We start from the raw sequence: 16,035 nt of genomic DNA, 5'->3' as shown, positions 1-16,035 counted from the left end.
CGTTAAGGGACTCACCAACTTGATGGAACAAGCTCATGACGCAGACACACAGTATTTCGACCCCTAGGTCACTCGATCCGACATTTGCTCGCAATGGCGTGTTGACGTTACCGATACCCGGCATCGCGGGCGACGAAGCGGCGGCGGTCTTGGCGCTCCCCGATTCAAAATTTCTCGTGGCGATACCCTTAACGGGAGCGAATGCCCCGGTTGCCATTGCAAGGCTGAATGACGACGGTTCGCTGGACGAGACCTTCGGTCCGGCGCGCAGAGGTTTCGTTGAAATAGCGCTGGAAGGGGCTCGGATCAGCTATGTCTCCGGTCTCGATGCGCTCGAGGACGATGGTTGGCTGATACGCCTTCAGTATTTCTCGACTACCTCCGATGACGTTGGCCTCGCACTGGTCCGCCTGAAAAAGACCGGTGAACTGAACGAAACGTTCGGCACCAACGGCGTGCGGTTCATCTCCCATTATGGCAACCCCGACCCCGCTAGCGTGCCGCGCAAGACCAGTCGCCCGACCGGCAGATCTTCTCAGATTGCGCACGCTTCATTACGGTCAACGGCCTTGAAGGTGGGCGGCAAAATCGTCCTGCTCCATTTCGTGTTTTTTGCTGATGCGCCATTGCCAGTGGGTGTTGTGATACGTCTGCAAGCGGATGGCTCCCTCGATCGATCATTCAACGGTTCGGGCTATGTGGTTGTGAATGTCGCCACATCGAATAACGTCTCCGGTATCGCCGTTCAAGCCGATGGCAAGGTGCTGGTCTGCGGTGCATACCAGGACGAATCGGGAGGCCGTGGAGTTTTTCTGGCGCGTCTGGACACAAATGGCGCACTGGACAGTCAGTTCAACGGCGGCGTGGCCGTGTTGATTCCCGACGACGAAGGCGAGAGTTTTCTGCAATCGATTTCGGTACGTGAAGGCGATGGCAGGATTATCGTCGCGGGCCGAGCCTTGCGTAGTGGCCTCGAAGGTGGGTTGATCGCTGCCTTCACGACCAGCGGCGTGCCCAACCTTGTGTTCAATGGCGGCAAGCCGCTGTTTTCGCCGTTACTGAAAGGGTTGGCGTGGACGCATGCCTCGCAGGTGGGTGGTTCGATCGTTGTTGTCGGTCACGGTGAATCAGCCATGGTGACGGCGCGTTTTCTTGCTAATGGAAAACCGGATACGGCTTTCAACGGTACGGGGCATGCGTTGTTTGAAGACAGCGCAGGGGCAGCCTTTGCGCGAGGTGTGACCGTCATGGGGGACAGCCGGATCGTGGTGTGCATCGAACTATCCGTCCATTCTGATCTTCCCAAAGTCCCAGGGCGTTTCGTGCGCTATCTGGCGGGCACGTCACTTTTGAATAACGATCCGACTTTTGGCGACGCCGGCATCCTCAGATTTCCATTCCCGGGATTCTCGGGATATGACGTCAGGGCGCTGCTGGCGCTGCCGCAAAACAAATTGCTGGTCGCCGTTCGCCTTTCAACGCTCGGTGCGCCTACGCGGATCGTTCGCCTGCTTGAAAACGGTGCTCTCGACTCGGCTTTCGGTGGAGAAGACTCCGGCTATGTCGAGATCAGGCTGAAAGAAATTTTTTACATGAGCCGGATCCTCGGGTTTACACCGCTGAGCGATGGCGGTTGGCTGGTTGGTGCTCAGTACTCGGAAGAGGGCGCGACTAACTCGACGGGCCTGGTGCTGGTCAGGCAGCGCGAGGACGGGCAACTGCAAACGTCTTTCGGGGAACAAGGTGTGCTTTATCTTCCCTACGATAAGATGGGAGGAGGCGCATATTCCGAGGTGGTGCACGAGTCTGCCAGCGATGCCGCAAGGGCTGGCGCAGCAGGGATGGCTGCTCAGCAACTGGACGAAAAAATCGTCGTAGTCAGTACCATTGCAGATGCTGCCGGAAGGGCAAAAGGTATCGTTCTGAGGTTCGAGCCGGATGGCTCGCCCGATAAGACCTTCAACGGCACAGGCATTGCGTTCATAGAACTTGCAGAGATTTCGCCTTCGGACATCGTTGCGCAAGCGGTCGCGACCCAGGCTGACGGCGCCGTGGTGATCTGCGGCAATTATTTCGCGGTGAGTAAGCCTGGCGCCTACGTGACTCGTTTCGATGCCACGGGCAAGGTTGACACGGGATTTGGAAGCAAAGGAGCGGTGTATGTGCCCCACGATGAATGGATCAGTCTGGACGTTGCGGCAGTAGTCGATGACAAAATCGTTGTGGCCGGCGGTGCGGCGGTGGAGGGCGTTTCTCATGGCTTGATTGCGGTGCTCAATCTCAGCGGCTCCTACAATCGGGTGTTCAATGGTGGTCAACCGCTAATATCTTCGCCTGTCTCTCAAGGCGTCAGATGGTTGCATTGCGTGCCGCGTGCGGACGGTTCAGTCATCGTTTGTGGTAGCAGTGGCACTGGCGCGCTTGATGAGAGTCTCAGCGCGGTCACCGCACGCTTTCTGGCCGATGGTTCTCCGGATCCTTCTTTCTTTGGTACGGGATTTACCGTTTTCAATGAAAGCGCGGGTTTCGAATATCCACACGGCATGGCCGTAATGGATGATGGCCGCATCGTGGTGGGCGGAGTGTATTTCACCGACTTCGGGTACGAAAAAGGCTGGGTGATCCGTTACCTTAACAAGTCGGATTAAGCCGGGGCGTTGGGTACATCGCGGGCAAGCGTCGCTCCAACTGGAGGTCGCTTGCCCGTTTTGCTTTCAGCCCTGACTGAACTGCGAAGCCAGTTCGCGCAGCAGGACTTCGGCCTCAAGCACTTTGCTGACCACGTCGTTGGCTTTGTCGCGAGTCAACCCCACGCGCTCCAGCAACGCATCCGGAATGTCTTCATCCGGCCCGGAGCCAATCCCGCGGCTGCGCAGCAGGCGCACGGCCAGGCAGACGAGGTTCGGGTATTCGGCGTAGGCGCCGTCGTAGCTTGGGTCGTGCTGGAAGCGCAGGGCGGTGGCCAGTTCGTCCGGCATGTCCCAGTAGCGCATCAGCCACGAGCCGATCTGTTCGCGGCTGATACCGAGCAGGTGTTGCTCGATGTAGCTGTGGCACAGGTGCGGGTTGACCTCCAGGTGGCGGCAGATCAGCGAGAAGTGCGGCGGGAACACGTGGGCCAGCAACAGGTAACCGAAGTTGTGCAGCAGACCGGCCAGATACGTCAGGCCAGCTTCCGGACGCTGGGCGCGCGGCATGGCGCGGGTCAGGCCTTCGATGACGGCGGCGGTGTAGATCGACTGCTGCCAGTACGGCGTGGTGTGTTGCGGGTGGTCTTTGGGCAGGCTCAGGGTCTTGCCGAGGGCCAGGCCCAGCGCGAGGTTGATCACCAGATCGAAACCGAGCACGCGAACGATCGCGTCTTCCACCGAACGAATCTTGCCTGGCGAGGCGTAGTACGGCGACGCTGCCCAGCTCACCACTTGCGCGGCCAGCGCCGGGTCGGTTTCAACCACGCCGGTGATGTCATCGATGGTGGCGTTGGGGTCAACACGCAACTTGATGATTTTTTGCGCGGTTTCGGCCAGCGGCGGAATCTCGATGGTCGCTTCCAGACGCTGCTGAATGCGCCGCGCGGTGAACGCCTGCACGGCCTGGGTGATTTCCTCGCGGTCATCGTCCGGGCGATCAAGGTTCGGGCGGATGCTGCTCAGGGCTTCGCCGAAATTGGCGGCGCTGGCCTTGGTCAGCATGGTTTTGAAGTCTTCGCTGGCGATTTCCAGCAGCAGGCCCGGCTCGCCGGAGTTGATCAGCAACTTCGGTTCACGCAGCAGGCTTTCTTCGTAGAGGCACGGCGAGCTGGTCAGCGCTGGCAGGCCCGGCAGCAGGCTCAGGCTGTGTTTGCCGAGCATCTTTTCCAGGCGCTCGGTGGACACGGCGGTCAGGCGCCGGCCCGTGAGTTCGGCGAGGCGATTGAGATCCAGCAGCTGGCTCTGTGGAAACAGCACCATCAACGCGCCGACGGCGTCGTCGAGCAACACGGCTTGTACCTTGCGCGAGGCATTGAGGCCGTGGTGATCGAGCACTTCTTCGTAGGCAACGCCCAGCTTGTTGAGCAGCAGCCGAATAACAGACGGAGCGTGCGGAGATTCGGGGGCGAGAGCAGCTTCGGTCATGGTCTGTATCCGTTTTTGAAACAATGGCAGGAGTATAACCAGCTCTGTCGGAACGATCCTTCAGAAACTGCGACGGTGCTCACACTTGGCCGTATTGCTGCCCATGGCGCAGCCAGCGGTCGAGCAATGGGCTGACGTGGGTCGGCCAGCGTTCCAGCAGAGCTTGCGCGGCGTCGCGGACGGCGGGCAGCAGGTCGGCGTCGCGCATCAGGTCGGCGACCTTGAATTGCAGCAGGCCGGTCTGGCGAGTGCCGAGCATTTCCCCGGGGCCGCGCAGTTCGAGGTCTTTTTCGGCGATGACGAAGCCGTCGTTGGTCTCGCGCATGATGCCCAGGCGCTGGCGACCGATCTGCGACAGCGGCGGATGGTAGAGCAGCACGCAATGGCTGGCGGCGCTGCCCCGGCCAACGCGGCCGCGCAATTGGTGCAGTTGTGCGAGGCCAAGACGCTCGGGGTTTTCGATGATCATCAGACTGGCGTTGGGCACGTCGACGCCGACTTCGATCACCGTGGTCGCGACCAGCAGTTGCAGGTTGCCAGCCTTGAATTCGGCCATGACGGCGGCCTTCTCGACGGGTTTCATGCGCCCGTGAATCAGCCCGACTTTCAGCTCGCCGAGGGCCAGAGTGAGGTCTTCAAACGTGGTTTCGGCGGCCTGACAGGTCAGCTCTTCCGATTCTTCAATCAGCGTGCACACCCAATAGGCCTGACGGCCCTCGGCGCAGGCGCTGCGCACCCGTTCGATGACTTCGACGCGGCGGGTGTCGGTGACCAGCACAGTGTTGACCGGGGTGCGGCCGGGCGGCAGTTCGTCGAGGATCGAGGTGTCGAGGTCGGCGTAGGCACTCATCGCCAATGTCCTAGGAATCGGTGTGGCGGTCATGATCAGTTGATGCGGGCACATGCGCCCGCCGACGCCTTTCTGCCGCAACGCCAGACGCTGCTGCACGCCAAAGCGGTGCTGTTCGTCGATGATCACCAGGGCCAGATTCTTGAACTGCACTTCGTCCTGAAACAGCGCGTGAGTGCCGACCACCATTGGCGTGCCGCTGGCAATCTGCTCCAGCGCGGCGACGCGGTTCTTGCCCTTGAGCTTGCCGGCCAGCCACGCGACTTCGATGCCCAGCGGTTCGAGCCAGCGCTTGAAGGTGATGAAATGCTGTTCGGCGAGAATCTCGGTCGGCGCCATCAGTGCGACTTGGTAACCGGCCTCCAGCGCCTGTAATGCAGCGAGAGCCGCGACCACGGTTTTACCCGCGCCGACGTCCCCCTGAATCAGTCGCAGCATCGGTTCGTGCTGGCTGAGGTCGTAGGCGATTTCGTTGCCGACACGCTGTTGTGCGCCGGTCGGGTTGAAGCCGAGGTTGGCCAGATACTTCGGCGGCAGTTTTTTCGCTTTCGGCATCGCTGGCGCGCGCAGCGAACGCATGCTTTCGCGCAGACGCTGTTGCGACAGTTGATGGGTCAGCAGTTCTTCGAAGGCGAGGCGATGCTGGGCCCAGTGATGACCGAGGGCGAGTTCGTCGACGTCGGCATCGGCGGGCGGGTTGTGCAGGTAGCGGATCGCATCGGCCAGCGGCGCGAGTTGATAGTCGCGGGCCAGTTCGGTGGGCAGCCAGTCGGGCAGGGTGTCTGGCTTAAGCATTGTCAGCGTCTGCAGACACAACTGGCGCAGACGCGCTTGGGTCAGGCCTTCGGTGAGCGGGTAGACCGGGGTCAGGGTTTCATCCACGGGCGGCGGTTCGTCGCCGGTAATGGCGCGGTATTCCGGGTGGTAGATTTCCAGTCCTGACGCACCGGGCCGGGCTTCGCCGTAGCAGCGAACGCGGGTGCCGCGCTTGAGGCCTTCTTTCTGCGCGTTGCTGAAATGGTAGAAGCGCAGACTGAGGCCGCCGGTGCCGTCCTGCAAACGCACAACGAGGCTGCGCCGGCGGCCCATGACCACGTCGGCGCCGCTGACGGTGCCTTCGACCACGGCGTCTTGCCCCGGCCGCAGCGCGCCGATTGGCACCACGCGGGTGCGATCCTGATAACGCAGCGGCAGGTGAAACAGCACGTCTTGCAGATTCTCCAGGCCGACCTTGGCCAATTTCTCGGCCATGGCTTCGCCGACACCCTTGAGTGCCGTCACCGACACTTGCGACAGCTCCGTCATGACGCTCGCTTAACCGGCTGTAACCGGTGCCGCTGGCTTGGCCACCGAACACAGGCGAATGGAGTCGGCGAGGATCTCGATGGCTTTCGGCCGTGGGAAGCTCGCGCGCCAGGCAATGGCCACGGTGCGGAACGGCACCGGCGGCGACAGCGGACGCACTTCGATCACGCCGGGGGCGTAGTGATGGCTGTCGACGGCCGACAACGGCAGGATCGAGATGCCCAGACCGGACGCAACCATGTGCCGAATGGTTTCCAGCGAGCTGGATTCGACCGTAGTGTGCTTGGCGCCGTCGTTGCCCTTGGTCAGGGTCGGGCAGGCTTCCAGCACTTGATCGCGGAAGCAGTGGCCTTCACCGAGCAGCAGCAGGCTCTTGTCGTTGAGCAGGCCGGCGTCGATGGTTTCTTTCTGTGTCCACGGGTGTTGGGCCGGCATCAAGACGTAGAACGGCTCGTCGTAGAGCGGTAGGGTCAGCACGTCGGCTTCGTTGAACGGCAGGGCGATGATGATCGCGTCGAGCTCGCCGTTGCGCAGTTTGTCGCGCAGCACGTGGGTGAAGTTTTCTTCGATGTACAACGGCATCTGCGGGGCGACCCGGTGCAGTTGCGGAATCAGGTGCGGGAACAGGTATGGGCCGACGGTGTAGATCGCGCCGACTTTCAGCGGCGCGGTCAGCTGGTTCTTGCCGGCCTGGGCCAGTTCGCGAATGCCTTGAGCCTGCTCGAGGACTTTCTGCGCCTGGGCGACGATGCCTTCGCCGACCGGGGTCAGGCGCACGGCGCTTTTGCTGCGCTCGAAAATCAGCACACCGAGTTCGTCTTCAAGTTTCTTCACGCCCACCGACAGGGTCGGCTGGCTGACGTGGCAACGTTCGGCGGCGTGGCCGAAATGCTGCTCTTGGGCGAGGGTAACGATGTAGCGTAATTCTGTGAGGGTCATAGCAAGCGTCCATGAAGATGCGGGCCAAGCATACCGGCTGCAATCGATAGACGCACGTTATCAGACTGAGCGCTCAATGCGACTACGGCATAAAGCAAAAGATCGCAGCCTTCGGCAGCTCCTACATTGGAATGCATTTCCCTGTAGGAGCTGCCGAAGGCTGCGATCTTTTGATCTTGCTACTTAACGGCGGCGTTCGAGGGAGTAAACAAACGGCGCAACAATTTCGATCGAGCCGTTGTTGAGCATGTCGGCCGGTGGCTTGGGCAGCGGCTGCGCACGACGGATCATTTCCAGGGTAGCCCGGTCCAGATCAGCGTTGCCCGAGCGGCCCACCAGTTCGAACGACAGCACATTACCTTCGGCATCGACCACGAAGCGCAGACGGTTCAAGCCTTCCTTGCCCCGCGCCTGTGCACTTTGCGGGTACTTCTTGTACTTGGCCAAATGCGCAAGCAGAGTGCCTTGCCAACTGGCCTTGGCTGCCAACTGTGCCGGCGACGGGCCGGGCGCCGGTGCAGCGGATTTCTCCGTCGGTGCCGGGGTCGGCGGTGTATCGGCCGGCTTCTCCTCGGAAGGTTTTTCCTTCGGTGGATCAGGCAGCTTCTTCTCGACCGGCTTCGGCGGTTTAGGCTTGGGCTTCGGCTTGGGTTTCTGCACCGCGATTTCCGCTTTCGGTGCTTCGGCCAGCTTCGGAATCGGCAACTCTTCAACCGGAGCCGGTGGCTGCGGCGGTGTGACGACTTTCGGCGGAGCAGGCGGTGGCGGGGCCGGAACCGGCGCCAGCTCGACCATCATTGCCTGCGGTGGCAACTCGATGGGCGGGCGGGCGGTCCAGTTCAGCGCCAGCGCGATGGCCAGCGCATGAACGCCCAGCACCACGGCCAGGCTACCGCTGTAACGCGTCAGCTTATGGCGCGTCGTGATCATTTCTTGGCTGCCGTCTCAAGTCCGACCAGACCGACCTTCAGGTAACCGGCAGAGCGCAGTTTGTCCATCACGCTCATCAGGTCGCCGTAATCCACGCCTTTATCGGCCTGGAAGAAGATGGTGGTGTCTTTCTTGCCCTGGGTCTTGGCGTCGAGAACGGCGCCAAGGGTTTCGGCTTTGACTTCATCGTCGCCGATGTACAGGCGCTGGTCAGCCTTGACGCTGAGGAACACCGGTTTCTCTGGCCGCGGTGCCGGTTTGGCGGTCGAGGCAGGCAGGTCGACTTTGATGTCCACGGTAGCCAATGGAGCGGCCACCATGAAGATGATCAACAGCACCAGCATCACGTCGATGAACGGCGTGACGTTGATTTCGTGGTTCTCGGCCAGATCGTCGTCTGCGCCTTCTTTCAAATGCAGGCCCATGGCCGATTACCCCACTTTGACCATGTGCGGCTGCGAGCTGCGCTCAGGCTGGTGATCAAGGTCACGGCTGACCAGCAGCAGCACTTCTGCCGAGGCGTCGGAAACCTGCGCCTTGTAACCGGCGATGGAGCGGGCGAAGACGTTGTAGATCACTACGGCCGGGATCGCGGCAACCAGACCCAGTGCGGTGGCCAGCAGCGCTTCAGCGATACCTGGCGCCACGACGGCAAGGTTGGTGGTCTGGGTTTTGGCGATGCCGATGAAGGAGTTCATGATGCCCCAAACGGTACCGAACAGGCCGACAAACGGTGCGGTGGAACCGATGGTGGCGAGGACGCCGGTGCCGCTGCTCATGTTGCGACCGCAGGCGGCAACCAGGCGCTCGAGACGGAAACTGACGCGCTCCTTGATGCCTTCTTTCTCGCGGCTGTTGACCGACAGGCGCATTTCTTCGAGCGCGTCGTGCACCAGCAGGTTGGCGAGGGTGCCTTCCTTGCCGGCGGTGGCGCTGGCTTCTTTGAGGGTGGTGGCTTTCTTCAGGGCGGCAATTTCGCCACGCAGACGACGCTTGGCGCCCATCAGCTCGAAGCCTTTGGCGATCCAGATGGTCCAGGTGATGATGGAAGCGATGGCCAGACCGATCATCACGATTTTCACGATGATGTCGGCGTTCTGGTACATGCCCCACGGCGACAGGTCGTGGGCCATGCCCAGGCTGTTGTCGGCTTCGAGAACTTCAGGAACGTCGGCAGCGTCAACCGTTTGCACCGGATCGGTAGCGGCCGGGGCAGCCGGAGCGGCGGCTGGTGCGCTTTGCTCGGTGGCGGCTGGCGTTGCAGGTGCCTGGGCGTCGGCGAAAGCGGCGGTCGGTGCCAGCATCAGGCTGAGCAGCAGCGCTGCCACCGCGCTCCAGGCGCGAGGTCGATTGGTTGGCGAAGCGGAGGTTTGATTACGTGTCATGCTGGCCGGACCTGAGATAGAAAAACGGTGATGCTCTACCAGGCCTCGTAAGGCCGAGAACAAAAGTGGCGTGCATTATTGCAAGTAATTCTTGTTAACAAAAGTAATAGAGTATCTTTTTTTCCTGCATTGCTAGCCGTTCGTCCTTTGCCAGCGCTAGTCTGTGCCTTTGCGATAGGAGTTTTTTGATGTCCGCGCCTTCTGTTTTGATTGCCGGTTGTGGTGATGTCGGCAGTCGTCTGGCCAAGCAATTGCTGGCGGCTGGCTGGGAAGTTCATGGCCTGCGCCGGGATGTTTCGAAGCTGCCTGCTGGGGTGATCGGCGTTGCCGGCGACCTGTTCAACGAAGACTGCCCGGCCACCTGGCCGGTGGGGGCAGTGGACTATCTGGTGTATTGCGCCGCGGCTACTGATCACGATGAGGCCGGTTATCGTGCGGCTTATGTGCAGGGTTTGCAGAATGTGCTGAGCTGGCTGGATGACTATGGTCAGGTGCCTGAGCAACTGATCTTCGTGTCCAGTAGCAGTGTTTATGGCCAGCAGGAGGGTGAGTGGGTTGACGAAGCATCCGAGACGATCGCTGCCGGTTATTCCGGGCGGCTGATGCTCGAAGCGGAGCAGGTTGCGCTGAACAGTGGCATTCCTGCGAGCATCCTGCGCCTGACCGGGATCTATGGCCCGGGTCGGGAATGGCTGCTGACTCAGGTGCGTCGCGGTTATCGCGTAGCCGTCGAGCCGCCGCTGTATGGCAATCGCATTCACGCCGATGACGCGGCGGGACTGTTGGCGTTTCTGCTGGAAAAGTCACGGCAGGGCGTGCAATTGGAGAAGATCTACATCGGTGTCGACGATGCACCGGCACCTTTAGCTGAGGTCGTGGGCTGGTTGCGCGAGTATCTGGGCGTTACCGAATGGGCCGACGACGCCAGCGTTCGCCGTACCGGCAGCAAACGCTGCAGCAATGCGCGGGTGAAGGCGCTGGGCTGGACGCCTGAGTACCCAAGCTATCGCGAAGGTTACGCTGCGATCCTCGAAGGTAAATGCTGACTTCCTGACACCCCAAAAACAAATGTAGGAGTGAGCCTGCTCGCGATAGCGGTCTAACATTCAACACTTATGCTGGCTGTTACACCGCTATCGCGAGCAGGCTCACTCCTACAGGGGATCTCAGCGGATTGTGGTCCGGGTTACTGCTTCTCCAGCAACCACTTGCGCTCGCCCGGCGTGTATTGCGGCATTTCGTCTGCCAGTGCCGTGTTCACAGCCTGGAATATTTCCAGTTCCTTGCCCTTGCGCGCAAAGATGTAGGCATTGCCCTGACCGTTGAGCTGCAACCACATGTTGTCGTTGGTGCTGCTCATCGACGCGCAGTCACCCGCCAGACACAGGGCATAACGATCAGCCCCCGGCAGCCCGGAGACCTGGCCATCAGCCTGGAACTGCACAGTGCCGCCTTCGCCCTGACCGCTGGCGATTGTCCAGTTGCCGCCCATGTAGGCGGAATACAGTGCGCGTTCGAAACTGGCACCGATCGGTGCACCTTCCGGCACCGGAATCTGTGCACGGTCGAAAACCTGCTCCGGTTCGTTATCGCTGGCGGCTTGCTGCAGCTGCCCGCCGTCGCGTTTCAACTCACTGGCGGAGCTGCCATAGAAGTCGACTTTCCAGGCGCCGGATTTTTCACCCAGCAGCCGTCCTTCGACGTTCTCAAAACCGTTGGTGTAGCGGGCCTGACCGGCCTTGGTGTTGACGTCCCACTCAAGGTTCGGGCCGTAAGCCTGAAGCGCTTCGCGCAGGGGTCCGCCCTTGGCTGCAGCATCAATCGCCACCTGGTTGATCCAGGTGCCGCTGATATCACGGTCGGCAGGGTTGCTGGCGCAGCCGCCGAGGAAAATGGCGAGCAGCGGGAGAGCTAGCGCTTTGCGCATGGTGGAATCCTTTCAAAACCTTTTCTTGCAGCAGTCGGCGCGGCGGTTGAAGGCCGCGCCGTGCGCATCACTCGATGACCAGAATGGCATCCATTTCAACCTGCGAACCCTTTGGCAGGGCGGCAACGCCAATGGCGGCGCGGGCCGGGTATGGCTGGTCGAAGTACTTGCCCATGATCTCGTTGACCTTGGCGAAGTGACTCAGGTCGGTGAGGAAGATGTTCAGTTTGACGATGTCCTTGAACGAACCGCCGGCCGCTTCGGCCACGGCTTTGAGGTTCTCGAACACCTGGACGGTCTGGGCTTCGAAGCCTTCAACCAGTTCCATGGTTTTTGGGTCCAGCGGAATCTGACCCGACATGTAAACGGTGTTGCCGGCCTTGATCGCCTGGGAGTAAGTGCCGATGGCGGCCGGGGCCTTGTCGCTGGTGATAACGGTCTTGGTCATGTATGACTCCTTGTAATGGTTGAGTTATGCACGCATGCGGGTGATGCGGATCACCCCGGTCAAGGCGCGCAGCTTCTTGATCACGCGGGCCAGGTGCACACGGTCGTGGACGCTGACCACCAACTGGACAACGCTGATGCGACCATCGCGTTCGTCCATGCTGATTTTCTCGATATTGCCGTCGGCCGCGTTGACGCTGCTGGCCAGCAGGGCGATCAGGCCGCGCTGGTGTTCCAGCTCGACGCGCAGTTCGACGTTGAATTCGCCGGTGACATCCTTGGCCCACGAGAGCTGGATGCATTTTTCCGGGTTGTGCCGGATTTCGCTGATGTTGCGGCAGTTGTCCAGGTGCACGACCATGCCTTTGCCCGCCGACAGGTGCCCGACAATCGGGTCGCCCGGGATCGGCGTGCAGCATTTGGCGTAGCTCAGCACCAAGCCTTCGGTGCCGCGAATCGCCAGCGGGCCTTCCGGGCTTGGCAACTGTTCGCCTTCGCCGAGCAGGCGGCGGGCGACTACATAGGCCATGCGGTTGCCCAGGCCGATGTCTTCGAGCAGGTCTTCGATCAGTTCGAGGCGGTACTCGGTGAGCATGGCTTTGACGCGTTCGGCCGGGATCTTCTCCAGCGAACTGTCGAAACCGTTAAGCACCTTGTTCAGCAGGCGTTCGCCGAGGCTGATGGACTCGGAGCGACGTTGCAATTTCAGCGCATGGCGGATGTGCGTGCGGGCCTTGCCGGTGACGACGAAATTGAGCCACGCCGGATTCGGCCGGGCGCCGGGGGCGCTGACGATCTCGACCGTGGAGCCGCTTTGCAGCGGTTCGGACAGCGGTGCGAGACGACGGTTGATGCGGCAGGCAATGCAGCTGTTGCCGACGTCGGTGTGGACCGCGTAGGCAAAGTCGACCGCCGTGGAGCCTTTGGGCAGCTCCATGATCCGGCCTTTGGGCGTGAACACGTAGACCTCGTCCGGGAACAGGTCGATCTTCACGCTTTCGATGAATTCCAGCGAGTTGCCGGCACGTTGCTGCATTTCCAGCACGCCTTTGACCCACTGGCGGGCGCGGGCGTGAGTGCCTTTCGGCTGCTCGTCGCCGCTGGATTTGTACAGCCAATGCGCGGCGATGCCGTTGTTGGCCATCTCTTCCATTTCACGGGTACGGATCTGGATCTCGATCGGTACACCGTGCATGCCGAACAGCGTGGTGTGCAGCGACTGATAGCCGTTGGCCTTGGGGATCGCGATGTAATCCTTGAAGCGCCCCGGCAACGGTTTGTACAAATTATGTACAGCGCCGAGTACGCGGTAGCAGGTATCGACCTTGTCGACGATGATCCGGAACGCGTAGACGTCCATGATCTCGTTGAAGGCCCGACGCTTGCCGCGCATTTTCTTGTAGATGCCGTAGAGGTGTTTCTGGCGACCGCTGACTTCGCCCTGGATACCGTCGATGGCGAGGCAATGGCCAAGGGATTCTTCGATCTTGTTGACGATTTCCTTGCGGTTGCCCCGGGCGCGTTTGACCGCCTGGTAGATCCGCGCGGAACGCATCGGGTGCATGGCCTTGAAACCAAGGTCTTCGAATTCGATGCGGATCGCGTGCATGCCCAGCCGGTTGGCGATGGGCGCGTAGATTTCGAGGGTTTCCTTGGCGATCCGGCGGCGTTTTTCGCCGGACAGCACTTCCAACGTGCGCATGTTATGCAGGCGGTCGGCGAGCTTGACCAGGATCACGCGAATGTCGCGTGCCATGGCCATGGCCATTTTCTGGAAGTTTTCGGCTTGGGCTTCGGCCTTGGTCTCGAAATTCATCTGAGTCAGTTTGCTGACCCCGTCGACCAGTTCGGCCACGGTTTCACCGAACTGCGCTTGCAGCGCTTCTTTGGCAATACCGGTGTCTTCGATCACGTCATGCAGCATCGCGGCCATCAGGCTCTGATGGTCCATGTGCATGTCGGCAAGAATATTCGCCACGGCAAGAGGATGCGTGACGTACGCCTCGCCGCTGCGACGGCGTTGGCCGTCATGGGCTTGTTCGGCGTAGAAATACGCTCGGCGGACCAGGTTGACCTGGTCGTTGCCGAGGTAGGTCGATAAGCGATCGGCGAGGGCGTCTATGCTCGGCATGATAATTCCTGCCGTAGGCTGTGACCCCGCGCCGTGCTACGTCGACCAGGCATAGGCTTAGACGGCCTCGTTGGACTCGTCCTCGAACGCTGCAAACAGCGGTTCGTCTTCGACGATCTCAGCGTTGGCGATGAACTCGTAGCTCATCAGGCCTTCAGCGATTTCACGCAGGGCAACAACGGTAGGCTTGTCGTTTTCCCACTGAACCAGTGGCTCTTTGCCGCCGGTGGCCAGTTGACGGGCACGTTTGGTAGAGAGCATGACCAGCTCAAAACGGTTTTCCACGTGGTTCAGGCAGTCTTCAACGGTTACGCGGGCCATGGTATTCCTCGGAGCGAATGCAATATGCGCGCTGCCCGGTTGGGCGAGCGGACTCAACAGTTTAAAAAATCACCAGCGATTAGGGAAGCGCTGATTTTTTGACCAAGCCCTTCAACGCGCTGCAAGCACCAATGTAAAGCGCTTGCAGGCGTTTTGGGAAGTGCTGATTAACCGAGCAATTCGGCAAGCAATTTGCCGAAACGCACCTGCTGGCGTTTCTGTTGGAGTTGATTGGCGCGGAAAATCGCCTTCAGATCGTCCAGTGCGTGAGCAAAATCGTCGTTGATGATCAGGTAGTCGTACTCGACATAGTGACTCATCTCGTTGACCGCTTCGCGCATCCGGCCGTCAATGATTTCGTCGCTGTCCTGACCACGATTGGTCAGGCGCTGGTGCAGGGCTTGAAGCGACGGCGGCAAGATAAAGATCGAGCGTGCTTGCGGCATCAGCTTGCGCACTTGCTCGGCGCCTTGCCAGTCGATTTCCAGAATCAGGTCGTGACCTTCGTCCAGCGTCTGCTGCAGGCGGCTTTGCGAGGTGCCGTAGAAGTTGCCGAAGACTTCGGCGCGTTCGAGGAAGTCGCCATGCTCGCCCATCTTCACAAACTCTTCGCGGGTCACGAAGTGATAGTTCACACCGTCCACTTCACCCGGACGCATGGCGCGGGTGGTGTGCGAAACCGAAACGCGAATTTCCGGTATGGCGTCGGTCAAAGCCTTGACCAGGCTGCTTTTGCCCGCGCCCGATGGCGCGGAAATGATGTACAGGGTGCCGGTGCTGTGGGTCATGTCGGGGTTGCCTTACTCAATATTCTGCACTTGTTCACGCATCTGCTCGATCAACACCTTGAGGTTGACGGCGGCCTGGGTGCTGCGCGGGTCGAAGGCCTTGGAGCCCAATGTGTTGGCTTCGCGGTTGAGTTCCTGCATCAGGAAATCAAGGCGGCGTCCGGCCGCACCGCCGGACTTCAGTACCCGGCGCACTTCGATGATATGGGTGCTCAGGCGATCCAGTTCTTCGGCCACATCGCTCTTTTGCGCGAGCATGACCATTTCCTGTTCGAGGCGTTGCGGATCAAGCTCGGCCTTCATGTCGGTGAAGCGGTCGAGGACTTTCTGGCGTTGGGTGGCGAGCATCTGCGGTACCAGTTCGCGCAGGGTCACGACGTCTTCTTCGATAGAGGTCAGGCGCTCGTTGATCAAGCGTGCCAGCTCGGCGCCTTCGCGCTCGCGGCCGGCCTTCAACTCTTTCAGGCCTTGATTGAACAGGGCCAGCGCGTCGGCGTTCAATGCCTGCGGGTCAGTCGCATCGCCCACCAATACGCCGGGCCAGGCGAGCACTTCCAGCGGATTGAGTGCGGCGGGATTGTTGATCAGGCCGGCAATGGTTTCGGCCGCAGCGACCAGCTGCGCGGCGCGCTCGCGATCGATTTGCAGGGTTTTGCCGGTACTTTCTTCGGTGAAACGCAGGGTGCATTCGAGTTTGCCCCGCGACAGGCCCTGGCGCAGCGCTTCACGCACCGCGCCTTCGAGGTCGCGAAACGTCTCCGGCAAACGCAGGTGGGGTTCCAGATAGCGGCTGTTGACCGAGCGCAGTTCCCAGCTCAGGGTGCCCTGGGCGCCGGCTTTTTCGACGCGGGCGAAGGCGGTCATGCTGTGCACCATGGCGGTGACCTCGCAATGCAG

General features: G+C 60.8%; 14 protein-coding genes. 2 read left to right on the top strand and 12 right to left on the bottom strand.

The annotated features are described in order from the left end of the window. The first annotated feature begins 35 nt into the window (after positions 1-35). Positions 36-2,648, top strand: a complete 2,613-nt coding sequence (locus AC3IUF_RS29185) for a hypothetical protein (protein ID WP_489279940.1) — start codon at positions 36-38, stop codon at positions 2,646-2,648. Between the two features lie 66 nt (positions 2,649-2,714). Here AC3IUF_RS29185 and AC3IUF_RS29180 read toward each other — a convergent pair whose 3' ends face one another. The 6 genes from AC3IUF_RS29180 to exbB all read right to left on the bottom strand — a co-directional run bounded on the left by AC3IUF_RS29180 (position 2,715) and on the right by exbB (position 9,524). Beyond that, complete coding sequence (locus AC3IUF_RS29180) at positions 2,715-4,115, bottom strand: aminoacyl-tRNA deacylase and HDOD domain-containing protein (protein ID WP_007920329.1); 1,401 nt, start codon at positions 4,113-4,115, stop codon at positions 2,715-2,717. A 79-nt stretch (positions 4,116-4,194) separates the two neighbouring features. Next, positions 4,195-6,270, bottom strand: coding sequence for an ATP-dependent DNA helicase RecG (recG, locus tag AC3IUF_RS29175; RefSeq protein WP_099757519.1), 2,076 nt, complete (start codon positions 6,268-6,270; stop codon positions 4,195-4,197). Positions 6,271-6,279: 9 nt separating this feature from the next. Next, a complete protein-coding gene (locus tag AC3IUF_RS29170; protein ID WP_007920331.1) occupies positions 6,280-7,209 on the bottom strand; it encodes a hydrogen peroxide-inducible genes activator in 930 nt (309 codons plus the stop codon). A gap of 183 nt (positions 7,210-7,392) precedes the next feature. Continuing rightward, positions 7,393-8,139, bottom strand: coding sequence for an energy transducer TonB family protein (locus AC3IUF_RS29165; RefSeq protein ID WP_007920332.1), 747 nt, complete (start codon positions 8,137-8,139; stop codon positions 7,393-7,395). Further along, positions 8,136-8,564 (bottom strand): TonB system transport protein ExbD, encoded by a 429-nt coding sequence (gene exbD / locus AC3IUF_RS29160; protein WP_007920333.1) that lies wholly within the window; start codon positions 8,562-8,564, stop codon positions 8,136-8,138. Before exbD ends, AC3IUF_RS29165 begins: the two co-directional genes overlap by 4 nt. A gap of 6 nt (positions 8,565-8,570) precedes the next feature. After that, complete coding sequence (exbB, locus tag AC3IUF_RS29155; RefSeq protein WP_007920335.1) at positions 8,571-9,524, bottom strand: tonB-system energizer ExbB; 954 nt, start codon at positions 9,522-9,524, stop codon at positions 8,571-8,573. 188 nt (positions 9,525-9,712) lie between these two features. On the opposite strand from exbB, the gene AC3IUF_RS29150 reads away from it, so the two are divergent. Then, positions 9,713-10,570 (top strand): SDR family oxidoreductase, encoded by an 858-nt coding sequence (locus AC3IUF_RS29150; RefSeq protein WP_007920336.1) that lies wholly within the window; start codon positions 9,713-9,715, stop codon positions 10,568-10,570. Between the two features lie 140 nt (positions 10,571-10,710). Here the strand turns inward: AC3IUF_RS29150 and AC3IUF_RS29145 are convergent, their stop codons facing one another. From AC3IUF_RS29145 to AC3IUF_RS29120, 6 genes are all read right to left on the bottom strand, one after another. Next, a complete protein-coding gene (locus AC3IUF_RS29145) occupies positions 10,711-11,451 on the bottom strand; it encodes a putative periplasmic lipoprotein (protein WP_007920337.1) in 741 nt (246 codons plus the stop codon). Positions 11,452-11,518: 67 nt separating this feature from the next. Then, positions 11,519-11,899, bottom strand: a complete 381-nt coding sequence (locus AC3IUF_RS29140) for a RidA family protein (RefSeq protein WP_003229509.1) — start codon at positions 11,897-11,899, stop codon at positions 11,519-11,521. Positions 11,900-11,923: 24 nt separating this feature from the next. Continuing rightward, entirely contained in the window at positions 11,924-14,029 is a 2,106-nt protein-coding gene (gene spoT, locus AC3IUF_RS29135; RefSeq protein ID WP_007920338.1) for a bifunctional GTP diphosphokinase/guanosine-3',5'-bis pyrophosphate 3'-pyrophosphohydrolase, read from the bottom strand. 57 nt (positions 14,030-14,086) lie between these two features. Next, a complete protein-coding gene (rpoZ, locus tag AC3IUF_RS29130; protein WP_007894670.1) occupies positions 14,087-14,350 on the bottom strand; it encodes a DNA-directed RNA polymerase subunit omega in 264 nt (87 codons plus the stop codon). 167 nt (positions 14,351-14,517) lie between these two features. Then, positions 14,518-15,138 carry a guanylate kinase gene (gene gmk, locus AC3IUF_RS29125; protein ID WP_007920339.1) on the bottom strand — a complete coding sequence of 207 codons (621 nt, stop codon included), beginning with the start codon at positions 15,136-15,138 and terminating at the stop codon, positions 14,518-14,520. Positions 15,139-15,150: 12 nt separating this feature from the next. Then, positions 15,151-16,014 (bottom strand): YicC/YloC family endoribonuclease, encoded by an 864-nt coding sequence (locus AC3IUF_RS29120; RefSeq protein WP_007920340.1) that lies wholly within the window; start codon positions 16,012-16,014, stop codon positions 15,151-15,153. Between the last annotated feature and the right edge of the window lie 21 nt (positions 16,015-16,035).

It is taken from the genome of Pseudomonas sp. KH_040 (genome assembly GCF_057839305.1).
Note: the sequence above shows the minus strand (reverse complement) of the source record. Positions and strands in the feature narration are given on the sequence as shown.